At 64.9% G+C, this 12,105-nt stretch carries 8 protein-coding genes; 3 read left to right on the plus strand and 5 right to left on the minus strand.

The window, feature by feature from the left end; genetic code table 11:
* Positions 1–81: 81 nt before the first annotated feature.
* The 4 genes from ACFPO9_RS21875 to ACFPO9_RS21890 form a co-directional block, all read right to left on the minus strand.
* Positions 82–2,757, minus strand: a complete 2,676-nt coding sequence (locus ACFPO9_RS21875) for a DNA topoisomerase III (RefSeq protein WP_379774868.1) — start codon at positions 2,755–2,757, stop codon at positions 82–84.
* Positions 2,758–3,091: 334 nt separating this feature from the next.
* Positions 3,092–3,559, minus strand: coding sequence for a Smg family protein (locus ACFPO9_RS21880; protein ID WP_379774871.1), 468 nt, complete (start codon positions 3,557–3,559; stop codon positions 3,092–3,094).
* 107 nt (positions 3,560–3,666) lie between these two features.
* On the minus strand, positions 3,667–4,779 hold the full coding sequence (gene dprA / locus ACFPO9_RS21885) for a DNA-processing protein DprA (protein WP_379774874.1): 1,113 nt from the start codon (positions 4,777–4,779) through the stop codon (positions 3,667–3,669).
* 76 nt (positions 4,780–4,855) lie between these two features.
* Positions 4,856–5,986: a LysM peptidoglycan-binding domain-containing protein gene (locus ACFPO9_RS21890; RefSeq protein WP_379774877.1), complete on the minus strand. Its 1,131-nt coding sequence runs from the start codon at positions 5,984–5,986 to the stop codon at positions 4,856–4,858.
* Between the two features lie 264 nt (positions 5,987–6,250).
* Here ACFPO9_RS21890 and def point away from each other — a divergent pair, with 264 nt between their 5' ends.
* Together def and fmt are read left to right on the plus strand one after the other, a co-directional pair.
* Entirely contained in the window at positions 6,251–6,787 is a 537-nt protein-coding gene (def, locus tag ACFPO9_RS21895; RefSeq protein WP_379774879.1) for a peptide deformylase, read from the plus strand.
* Positions 6,788–6,798: 11 nt separating this feature from the next.
* Positions 6,799–7,746 carry a methionyl-tRNA formyltransferase gene (gene fmt, locus ACFPO9_RS21900; RefSeq protein ID WP_379774880.1) on the plus strand — a complete coding sequence of 316 codons (948 nt, stop codon included), beginning with the start codon at positions 6,799–6,801 and terminating at the stop codon, positions 7,744–7,746.
* Between the two features lie 45 nt (positions 7,747–7,791).
* Here fmt and ACFPO9_RS21905 read toward each other — a convergent pair whose 3' ends face one another.
* Entirely contained in the window at positions 7,792–8,022 is a 231-nt protein-coding gene (locus ACFPO9_RS21905; RefSeq protein WP_465263313.1) for a BrnA antitoxin family protein, read from the minus strand.
* A 298-nt stretch (positions 8,023–8,320) separates the two neighbouring features.
* Between ACFPO9_RS21905 and metH the strand changes: the two genes are divergently transcribed.
* The gene (gene metH / locus ACFPO9_RS21910; RefSeq protein ID WP_379774885.1) at positions 8,321–12,088 is read left to right on the plus strand and encodes a methionine synthase; all 3,768 of its coding nucleotides are present in this window, start codon (positions 8,321–8,323) and stop codon (positions 12,086–12,088) included.
* Positions 12,089–12,105 lie beyond the last annotated feature (17 nt).

A 12,105-nucleotide genomic window follows, 5' to 3' on the forward strand; every position in this document is an offset into this window, starting at 1 on the left:
GGGATAGGTTCCAAGCCGGGCGACGGACGAAAAAAAACCGCGAACAAACGTCCGCGGTTTCATTGAAGCCGGCAGGCCGGCTTACTTCGCCGTGCTCGCCGCCCGCTTGGCCGCCGGCTTCTTCGCCGCGGCCGTCTTTGCAGGCGCCTTTTTGGCGGCCGTCTTGGCGGCAGCCTTGGCCGGCGCCTTGCGCGCCGTGGTCTTCTTGGCCGCTACCGCAACATCGCCGCCCTCGCCCTCGTCCGCACCCGCGGCAGCCGCCTTGGGTTTCGCGCCCGGCTTGGCCTTGCGCTCCTCGAACTCGAAGCTGATCTTGCCGTCCTTGCCGCGCACCAGGAAGGCCTTGAACGAACGGCGCGTACGCTGCGACACGAAGGCCGGCAGCAGGTCGGTCTTGCCGTCGTTCAGCAGCTTGGCCATCTGCTCCGGCAGGATTTCCTGCTGCAGGATGATGCGGCCGCTGCGGAAGTCGCAGGTCTTGGGCCTGGCCACGCTGTTCTCGCACACGTAGGCCAGAGGCATCTCGAAGACGCCGCCGCTGCACTTCGGGCACGGACCAAGGGCTGTCTGGCCCGTGAAGTCGACGCCTTCGCCCCCCTCGCCTTCGTCCTTGTCCTGGCCGAAGTCGAACTCCAGCTTGTAGTTGTGGATGTCCTCGTCGCGCACGATGCGGAGCACCGCGGCGAACGGACGGCCCATCTTCGAGCGGAAGCCCTGCAGCGGACCGATGGTACGGTTCTGCAGCAGTTCCTCGACTTCCTCGATCTCGAACTGGCGGCCGCCCGGCACCTTGGACATCGAGAAGTCGCACTTGGTGCAGGCGAAGCGGCGGTAGTTTTCCTTGACCACGCCGGCGCAGTTCGGGCACGGCGTCTTCAGGGTCGCGTACTCGCCCGGGATGGTGTCGTTGTCGTATTCCTTGGCGCGCTTGACGATGATCTGGGTCATCTGGGCGATCTCGCGCATGAACTCTTCACGCGTGATATTGCCTTTTTCCATCTGCGACAGCTTGTATTCCCACTCGCCGGTCAGTTCCGGCGCCGTCAGTTCGTTCACGCCCAGGCCGCGCAGCAGCGTCATGAGCTGGAACGCCTTGGCGGTCGGGATCATCTCGCGGCCTTCGCGCAGCAGGTATTTCTCGGTCAGCAGGCCCTCGATGATGGCCGCCCGCGTCGCCGGCGTGCCCAGGCCCTTGCCGGCCATGGCGTCGCGCAGCTCGTCGGAGTCGACCAGCTTGCCCGCGCCCTCCATGGCCGACAGCAGGGTCGCTTCGTTGTAGCGTGCGGGCGGTTTCGTGACCAGGCCGTTCGGCGTGACCTTGTCGGCCAGCACCTTCTCGCCCTTGGCGACCGGGACCAGGCTGGCGCCGTCCTTGTCGTCGCCGGCGGCGGCGTCCTTGCCGTACACGGCCAGCCAGCCGGGGTTGGTCATGACCTTGCCTTCGGTCTTGAACTGGTGGCCCGAGACTTCGGTGTAGCGGGTCGTGACCAGGAACTCGGCGGCCGGGAAGAACACAGCCATGAAGCGGCGCGTGACCAGGTCGTAGAGCTTCTGTTCCGGCTCGGACAGGTTCTTCGGCACCACGCCGGTCGGGATGATCGCGAAGTGGTCCGAGATCTTGCTGTTGTCGAAGATGCGCTTGTTCGGCTTGACCCAGCCCTTGTCGAGGATCTGCTTGGCGAACTGGTTGTAGTTCGAGCTCTCCTTCAGCACTTCCAGCGTCTGCTTGACGGTGGGGATGTAGTCTTCCGGCAGCGCGCGCGCATCGGTACGCGGGTAGGTCAGGACCTTGTGCTTTTCGTACAGCGCCTGGGCCAGGCCCAGGGTGTTCTTGGCCGAGAAGCCGAAGCGGCCGTTGGCTTCGCGCTGCAGCGAGGTCAGGTCGAACAGCGCCGGGGCCATCGAGGTGGTCGGCTTCGATTCCTCGGTGACGACGCCCTGCTTGCCGTGGCAGGCCACGACGATGGATTCGGCGGCGGCCTTGCTCCACAGGCGCTCGGCGCGCTTTTCCGGATCGTTCTCGTCCTTCTTGAATTTCGTGTCCAGCCAGCGGCCTTCGTAGACGCCGGCGGCGCAGACGAACTCGGCGCGCACTTCCCAGTAATCGCGCGGCACGAACTTGCGGATCTTTTCTTCGCGCTCGACCACGATCGACAGGGTCGGGGTCTGCACGCGGCCCACCGTCGTCAGGAAGAAGCCGCCTTCCTTCGAGTTGAAGGCGGTCATGGCGCGGGTGCCGTTGATGCCGATCAGCCAGTCGGCTTCCGAGCGGCAGCGCGCGGCGTCGGCCAGCGGCATCATCTCTTCGTCGCTGCGCAGGTGGGCGAAGCCGTCGCGGATCGCGTTCGCCGTCATCGACTGCAGCCACAGGCGCTTGACCGACTGCTTGGCCTTGGCGTTCTGGGCGATCAGGCGGAAGATCAGCTCCCCTTCGCGGCCCGCGTCGCATGCGTTGATCAGGGTGGTGACGTCCTTGCGCTTGATCAGCTTGTTCAGCACCTTGAGGCGCGATTCGGTCTTGGCGATCGGGTTCAGCGCGAAGTACGGCGGGATCATCGGCAGGTGGGTGAAGCTCCACTTGCCGCGCTTGACGTCGTACTCCTCGGGCACCGCGATTTCCAGCAGGTGGCCGACGGCGGACGACAGGACGTATTCGTCGGATTCGAAATACTCATCGTGCTTGGTAAAGCCGCCGAGCGCCTTGGCGATGTCGTTCGCCACGGAGGGCTTCTCGGCAATGATGAGGGCTTTGGTCATATGGTTTCTCTGTGTGTTCGATAGTCGCGGCTCGCGCATCATACATGACGGCGGCCAGACGGATCGGGAAGTGCATCCCGGCGATTCCCGTCTATTGATAGCTTATTGGTAACAATTACCGGATTGCGGCAAATGATAAGCGGGTTGCCACGCACTCCGCAAGTAGACTGTGCCTCGTAAAGCGCCTGACAAAACCTCATGGCGGCCTTGCATCGTCTCGCCCTGAAGGGTTGTCAGGCGCTTTTAGTTGCAGAGGAAAAATACGCTGCATCTTGCTTTATTGCAAGAAAAAACGGCGCCGCAGCGCCGTTTTCGTCGTTACATTTATGAATTCTCAATGCAGGAGGCGCGGTTCCGCATCCTCGTCTTCGTCGGCGCCGAACAGGTCGTCGAACATCAGCGCGTCCGGCTCCTTGCCCTGGCTCCACAGCAGCATCAGGACGATGATTTTCAGTTTGCCCAGGGTAACCGGGGATTCGTCCAGCGCCAGTGCGCGTTCGATGACGATCTCGCGCTGGCAGGCGGTAAGGAGGCCGGCCAGCTCGAGGAACTGGATGAAGCCGACGGCGGCGCTGCCGAGGGTGTCGAGTTCCTGCGAAACATAGAAACGGGTGCCGCTGGATTCCAGGGCGGGGTTGATCGTCCCGGCCATTTCGGTGAGACCGTTCAGCCAGTCCAGCGCCTCGGAAATTTCGATATCGTCGAAACCGACGGCAGACAGCTTGCGTGCCAGGGCCTCCGGCTCTGGGCAGGCATCGGGACGGTAGTACGTCTCGTAAAGGTAGACTAGGATGTCGAACATGGTGACGCTACTGTAGCAGCTAAGTTCGCCCCGGCACAAGTGCGTCACAAGGTCAGCTGCCGTCTAGAAACATCATCGTTGTTTATCGGCCTTATCCGCTTCGCTACTCACTTCACCACTCTTTGCACCCTGCCACCAGGCCGCCTTTCCAGCAGTCCAGCGAGCTCGAGCGCAAGCAATTGGCTGCTCAATAATGCGGGGCTGATATTCATCGATGCAATAAGCATATCGGGTTCGACCGGGTCATGACCGAGCGCCGCCAGCAAGGCCTCGCTGCCGTCCGGGACCGCCTCGCCGGGGCGCTTTGCCGCCACCGCCGCGGCAGGCGCGCGCACCAGCGGCGACCAGGCCATCGCCTCCAAGACGTCGGCCGCCGTGTCGACCAACTTGGCGCCTTCGCGGATCAGGATGTGGCAGCCCTTGGCCAGCGCCGCGTGGATCGAGCCGGGAATCGCGAACACGTCCCTGCCCTGCTCGGCGGCCTGGCGCGCCGTGATCAGTGAACCGGATTGCGCCGCCGCCTCGACCACCAGCACCCCGGCCGCCAGTCCACTGATGATCCGGTTGCGCTTCGGGAAATTGCCGGGCAGCGGACGCGTGCCGACCGGGTACTCGCTGACGATGCAGCCTTCCGCGGCGATGCGTTCGCACAGCGCCCGGTTGCGCGCCGGGTAGACCAGGTCCGGGCCGGTGCCGGTCACGGCGACGGTCGAACCGCCGCCTTTCAAGGCGCCTTCATGGGCGGCGGCGTCGATGCCCAGCGCCAGGCCGGACACGATGCACAGGCCGGCGCCGGACAGCGCCTCGGCAAAGGCCAGCGCATTCGCCTTGCCCTGGACGCTGGCGTTGCGGCTGCCGACCATGGCCAGCATCGGCGCATCGAGCAATTCCGCGCGCCCATTTATATAGAGCAGCAGCGGCGGATCGGGTATATGCGCCAGCAGCGCGGGATAGCCGGGCTCGCCCAGCGCCAGCACGTGGTGGCCTGGTTGTGCGCGCCAGTGCAGCGTGGCCTCGATCAGCTGCTGCGTGTCCCTTGACATCGGCGCCTTCAGCGAGCGCACCAGGGCTGGGCCGATCACGGCGGCCAGTTCGTCGCAGCTTGCCTCGAAGGTGGCTTCGGCACAGCCGAAGGCATCCAGCAGCTTGCACGCCGTTCGCGGGCCGATGCCGCTTGTGCGTTCCAGGCGCAGCCAGGCCGCCAGCCGGACGTCGTCCAACAACGTCGCGGCCGCTGGATTGACTGCAGCGGCCGCTTTGTAGGGGGTGTGGGGGTCCGTGTCCTGCACGGCGGAATTACTCCGGTGATTTCGCCACGTCGCCTATCTCCACCGGCAACGTCACTTGCATGACCAGTCCATACGAGACATGGCCGAACACCCGGAAAATGAACAGTTCGCCAAACTGCTCGTCCGGCATCCGCATCGTCGACTTGCCGAAGCCGAGGATGCCTTTGCTGCCGCCCGGGTCCTGGATCGTCTTCCCGAGATGATAGAGCTGCAGGACGGAGCCGACATCGAGTCCGTCAAGTGCGCCCCGGTTGACAGTCACGACCTGGCTCTGGGAGGCGTAATTCGATTCGCTGGCCATGGCCATGATGCGGGCCGTGACCGGACGCGCAGGCGCATGCGGCACGTAATTGCGCAGCGGCATGGGCGGGGTCGGCAGCAGGCGGTCGCCCACGCCCATTTCCTGCACCGAGCTGGTGACGACGAAGCTGTGCACGTCCACGCCCGGCCCGGCTTCCTTGACCAGTCTGGCCGTGCCCACATAGGCGGCCTCGTGGGCGACGACCTTGCCGGTGTCGGGGTCGACCAGGGGCTTGCCCGGACGGAAGACCTGGAAGGAAGTGGCGCCGTTCAGGGCGCCGCGCACGTAGATGCGGTCGCCTTCGGCCAGGTAGACCCGGGTTTCCGGGGCGGCGGCGATGCGCGGCGCGGCATCCAGCTCGCCCGGCTCGATCACCAGCGGCTGGGTCAGGAAGGGTTCGATCGCGCTCGACGGGATCGAGGAAATCGCGCCGCGCTCCAGCGCCTCGGTGCGGATCTGGGGCGACAGCTTCGTGACCGGCGGCAGGCCGGCGTCGGGGTCATTGGCGCCCGGCCTGGTCAGCGTCAGGCGGCCGTGGACGCGGTCGAAGTAGATGATCTGGCCAGGGTAGATCCAGTGCGGGTTGCGGATCTCGTCGCGGTTCATGCCCCAGACTTCAGGCCAGCACCAGGGATGCTCGAGAAACTTGCCCGAAATATCCCACAAGGTATCGCGCTTCACGACGACGTGCTGGTCGGGCGCGTTCGGACGGAAGCTGCAGTGAGGGGCGGTCGAGACCGGCGCGGCCTGGGCGGGCAGCGCCAGGAAGGCAGCCAGGGCGGCGGCGGCAGTGCGGCCGGTGAGCGATCGGACCACGCCTGTGCTAAAATTTTTCATCAAAGTGTCCGTAAAGTGCGGCTAAGCGTACGCGGCAAACGATCCCTGACCGCACGCCGGATCAAAGGCTTGATGGACTAAAGGGTTGCCGAACTGAATCAAATTCTGCCCACAAATCCATGAACTAGCAAGACAAGCGCGTTCCGCTACCAGCGCGACGTGTTGCTTTTATGTCTGTGCGGAAACAATTGTACAGGCTTGAACGGGCATGGCGGACACCCCATCTACGCATGACCACCAGAATAAACAGATTAATCGAGAACCATGGCCTTACTGAACATCCTCCGCTATCCCGACCCGCGCCTGCACAAAGTGGCCAGCCCGGTCACCGAATTCAACGCGCGCCTTGAAACGCTGGTCGCGGACATGGCCGAGACCATGTACGACGCCCCGGGCGTGGGCCTGGCCGCCACCCAGGTCGACGTGCACGAACAGGTGATCGTCATCGACACCACCGAGACGCACGACGGCCTGCTCGTCTTCATCAACCCGGAAATCACCTGGTCGAGCCCGGAAAAGCAGGTCTATGACGAGGGCTGCCTGTCGGTGCCCGGCATCTACGACGGCGTCGAGCGCCCCGCGCGCGTCAAGGTGAAGGCCGTCGACCAGCACAACAAGCCCTTCGAGATGGAATGCGATGGCCTGCTGGCGGTCTGCATCCAGCACGAGATGGACCATCTGATGGGCAAGGTCTTCGTCGAATACCTGTCGCCGCTGAAGCGCAACCGCATCAAGACCAAGCTGCAGAAGGAAGAACGCGCCCTGCAAAACAGCGGGCCCAGGGCCGCCGGCCGTCGTTGATGGCGGCGCGCATGAAGGCCGTCTTCGCTGGCACGCCCGAGTTTGCCGCTGTCGCGCTGCGTGCGATGATCGAGGCCGGTTTCGAGATTCCCCTGGTGCTGACCCAGCCGGACCGCCCGGCCGGGCGCGGCATGCAGCTGCAGGCGTCCGCCGTCAAGCAGGTCGCACTGGCCCACGGCATCGAAGTGCTGCAGCCGCTCTCCCTGCGGATGGACAGCAAGGATGCCCAGCGCGCCGAGGAAGCCAAAGCCGCGCACGAGCGCCTGCTGGCCACGGATTACGACGTGATGGTGGTCGCGGCCTATGGCCTGATCCTGCCGCGCGCCACCCTCGATATCAAGCCCTGCATCAATATCCACGGTTCGCTGCTGCCGCGCTGGCGCGGCGCCGCGCCCATCCACCGTGCGATCGAGTCCGGCGATCCCGAGACCGGCGTGACCATCATGGAGATGGAAGAAGGCCTCGATACCGGCCCGATGCTGCTGATGGAGCGCCTGCCCATCCTGGACACGGACACCACCGGCAGCCTGCACGACAAGCTGGCCGAGATGGGCGGCCGCATGATCGTCGATGCGCTGCAGCGGATGGCGGCCGGCGGCCTGCAGGCCGAGCCGCAGCCGGAAGAAGGCGTGACCTATGCCGCCAAGATCAGCAAGGAAGAGGCGAAGCTGGATCTGGCCCGCCCTGCCCTCGAGCTGGCGCGCAAGGTGCGGGCGTTCAATCCCTTCCCGGGCGCGCATGCGCAGGCGGGTGGCGTGACCGTCAAGATCTGGAATGCCCAGGCAGTGGATGGCAAGGGCCGGCCCGGCCAGGTGCTGTCGGCAGATGCCCAGGGCATCGTGGTGGCTTGCGGGGAAGGCGCGCTGCGCCTGACGGAGCTGCAGAAACCGGGCGGCAAGCGCCTGGCGGCCGGGGAGTTCCTGAAGGGATTTTCGTTCGACGGCGTGTCGTTCGAATAAAGACTTCGGATAAAAACAAAGGGGGCCAACGCCCCCTTTTTTCGCTTAGTGCTGCTCGCCTTGAGCACGCACGCGATTGGCTTCCATGTATTCGCGCAGGACCTGGTTGATGCGGGTCTGGTAGCCCGGACCTGCCGACTTGAACCATTCCAGCATGTCCACATCCAGGCGGATGGTGACGATCTGCTTCACGCCGCTGACAGCGTTCTGCTTGGACGTGCTTTCTTCAGTGCGGGTCGCCGGCTGGTCCCACTCAGGCACATATTCTTTGTTCATTTCAATTCTTCCCATTGAGGCGGCGGACGACGGGTCCGCCCATTCCGTTCGATTTGGACTAGGGGCCGCGCCAGCGGCGGCTCCATGGAATTAATTGTCGTCTCTGTATGTATCCGGGAAATTGCTAATAGGCCTCGTTTTGTATCGCACTGTAACAACAGGCCTTTTGATACATAAAGATACAAACGTCTTTACGTTTGCGCCGATCGTCAGCACCTGCTTGACAGGGGAACAAACTCTGCTAGTAAAGGTATAATCGAAGACCCGCCTCTGTAAAACCCGCCTGGAAGAACTGACGATGACCACCGCCGCCCACGCCACCTCCCCCGCCGACGCCCAGCTGCGCGAGATCCTCGCGCGCCGCATCATGATCCTCGATGGCGCGATGGGCACGATCATCCAGCAGTACAAGCTCGACGAGCAGGCTTATCGGGGCGAACGTTTCGCGAACTTCAGCGCGCCGGAAGGAAGCGGCGCCCGCGAGCTGTTCGTGAAGGGTAACAACGAGCTGCTGAACCTGACCCAGCCGCAGATCATCCAGGAGATCCACGAGCGCTACCTCGCGGCCGGCGCCGACCTGATCGAGACGAACACCTTCGGCGCCACCAGCATCGCCCAGGACGACTATCACATGGCGGCGCTGGTCTACGAGATGAACGTGGAAGCCGCCAGGCTGGCGCGCGCCGCCTGCGCCAAATACTCGACCCCGGACAAGCCGCGCTTCGCCGCCGGTGCCCTCGGCCCGACCCCGAAGACCGCCTCGATTTCGCCGGACGTGAACGACCCGGCGGCGCGCAACGTGTCATTCGACCAGCTGGTCGCTTCCTATTACGAGCAGCTGCGCGGCCTGGTCGACGGCGGCGTCGACCTGCTGCTGGTCGAGACCATCTTCGACACCCTGAACTGCAAGGCCGCGCTGTTCGCGATCGACCAGTACTTCGACGAGCATCCCGGGACGCCGCGCCTGCCGCTGATGATTTCCGGGACCGTCACCGACGCCTCCGGCCGCATCCTGTCGGGCCAGACCGTGCCGGCCTTCTGGAATTCGGTGCGCCACGCGAAGCCGCTGACCATCGGCCTGAACTGCGCATTGGGCGCTGCGCTCATGCGCCCGTACGCGCAGGAGCTGTCGACGATCGCCGACACCTATGTCTGCATCTATCCGAACGCCGGCCTGCCCAATCCGATGAGCGACACCGGCTTCGACGAGCTGCCGGCCGATACCTCGGCGCTGCTGCGCGAATTCGCGGATGCCGGCTTCGTCAACGTGGCCGGCGGCTGCTGCGGCACCACGCCGGAACACATCAAGGCCATCGCCGACGCCATGGCGAAAGCCACGCCGCGCGCCGTGCCGGAAGTGCCGACCGCGCTGCGCCTGTCGGGCCTGGAGCCCTTCACCATCGACGACGCCTCGCTGTTCGTGAACGTCGGCGAGCGCACCAACGTGACCGGCTCCAAGGCCTTCGCGCGCATGATCCTGAACGAGCAGTTCGACGAGGCGCTGTCGGTGGCGCGCCAGCAGGTCGAGAACGGCGCCCAGGTCATCGACATCAACATGGACGAGGCGATGCTGGATTCGCAGGCGGCCATGACGCGCTTCCTGAACCTGATCGCGTCCGAGCCGGACATCTCGCGCGTCCCGATCATGATCGACTCCTCGAAGTGGAGCGTGATCGAGGCCGGCCTGAAGTGCGTGCAGGGCAAGGCCATCGTCAACTCGATCTCGATGAAGGAAGGCGAGGAAGAATTCATCCGCCAGGCGAAGCTGTGCCGCCGCTACGGCGCCGCCGTGATCGTCATGGCCTTCGACGAGAAAGGCCAGGCCGACACCTTCGAGCGCAAGACCGAGATCTGCAAGCGCGCCTACGAGGTGCTGACGCAGCAGGTCGGCTTCCCGCCCGAAGACATCATCTTCGACCCGAACATCTTCGCGATCGCCACCGGCATCGAGGAGCACGACAACTACGCGGTCGACTTCATCAATGCCACGCGCTGGATCCGCGAGAACCTGCCGCACGCGAAGGTGTCGGGCGGCGTGTCGAACGTGTCCTTCTCCTTCCGCGGCAACGACCCGGCGCGCGAAGCCATCCACACCGTGTTCCTGTACCACGCGATCAAGGCCGGCATGACCATGGGGATCGTCAACGCCGGCATGATCGGCGTCTATGACGACCTGGCGCCCGAGCTGCGCGAGCGCGTCGAGGACGTGGTGCTGAACCGCCGCAAGGATGCCACCGAGCGCATGATCGAATTCGCCGGCACTTTGAAAGCCGGCGGGAACAAGCAGGAAGCGAATCTCGAATGGCGCGAGGCCCCGGTCGGCAAGCGCCTGGCGCACGCGCTGGTGCACGGCATCACGCAGTGGATCGTCGAGGATACCGAGGAAGCGCGCGCTGCGATCGCCGCCGAGGGCGGACGCCCGATCCAGGTGATCGAAGGCCCGCTGATGGACGGCATGAACGTGGTCGGCGACCTGTTCGGCCAGGGCAAGATGTTCCTGCCCCAGGTGGTGAAGTCGGCGCGCGTGATGAAGCAGGCCGTGGCCCACCTGATCCCCTTCATCGAAGCGGAGAAGGCGGCCGAGGAAGCGCGCACCGGCATCGTCGCCAAGCCGAAGGGCAAGATGGTGATCGCGACCGTGAAGGGCGACGTGCACGACATCGGCAAGAACATCGTCTCCGTGGTCCTGCAATGCAATAACTTCGAGATCGTCAACATGGGCGTGATGGTGCCCGCCGCCGAGATCCTGGCCAAGGCCAAGGAAGAGAACGCGGACATCATCGGCCTGTCCGGCCTGATCACGCCTTCGCTGGAAGAGATGGCCTATGTGGCGCGCGAAATGCAGCGCGACCCCTGGTTCCGCGAGCGCCAGGTGCCGCTGCTGATCGGCGGCGCCACCACCAGCCGCGCCCACACCGCGGTGAAGATCGCGCCGCATTACGACGGCCCGGTGGTCTACGTGCCGGATGCCTCGCGTTCGGTGTCGGTGGGCCAGGCCCTGGTGACCGCGGATTCGCGCGACGCCTACGTGGCCGAGCTGGCGGTGGACTACGAGCGCATCCGCGAGCAGCACGCCAACAAGAAGGCGCTGCCGATGGTGAGCCTGGAACAGGCGCGCGCCAACAAGGCGAAGCTGGACTACGCGCCCGTGAAGCCGAAGTTCGTCGGCCGCCGCGTTTTCAAGAACGTCGACCTGGGCACGCTTTCGCGCTACATCGACTGGGCTCCCTTTTTCCAGACCTGGGACCTGGCCGGCCCCTACCCCGCCATCCTGACCGACGAAGTGGTGGGCGAAGCGGCTTCCAAGGTGTTCGAGGAAGGCCAGGCGATGCTGAAGAAGATCGTCGACGGGCGCTGGCTGACGGCCAACGGCGCGGTCGCCCTGCTGCCGGCCAATACGGTCAACGACGACGACATCGAGGTCTACACCGACGACACCCGCAGCGAGGTCGCCTTCACCTGGTACGGCCTGCGCCAGCAGGGCGTGAAGCCGGCGGTCGACGGCGTGCAGCGCCCGAACCAGTGCCTGTCCGACTTCATCGCGCCGAAGGAATCCGGCGTGGCCGACTACATCGGCATGTTCGCGGTGACGGCCGGCCTGGGCGCCGAAAAGATCGAGAAGCGCTTCGAGGCTGAAGGCGACGACTACTCGTCGATCATGGTGAAAGCCCTGGCCGACCGCCTCGCCGAAGCCTTTGCCGAGTACATGCACGAGCGCGTGCGCACCGACCTGTGGGGCTACGAGCCGCTGGAAAACCTGAGCAACGAGCAGCTGATCAAGGAAGCCTACGTCGGCATCCGCCCGGCGCCAGGCTACCCGGCCTGCCCGGAGCACACGGTCAAGGCGGCGCTGTTCAAGACGCTGCAGGCCGAGGAGATCGGCATGGCCCTGACGGAGTCGTTCGCGATGTATCCGGGGGCGGCGGTGTCGGGCTTCTACTTCTCGCACCCGGAGTCGAAGTACTTCGTGGTCGGGAAGATCGGGCAGGACCAGCTGGATGACATGGCGGCGCGGCGTGGCTTGCCGAAAGAGGATGTCGAGCGTTACCTGGCGCCGAATCTCTGACCCCGTCGTTCCCGCGA

This window comes from Massilia aerilata, assembly GCF_042656905.1.
Classification (GTDB): Bacteria; Pseudomonadota; Gammaproteobacteria; order Burkholderiales; family Burkholderiaceae_D; genus Telluria; species Telluria aerilata.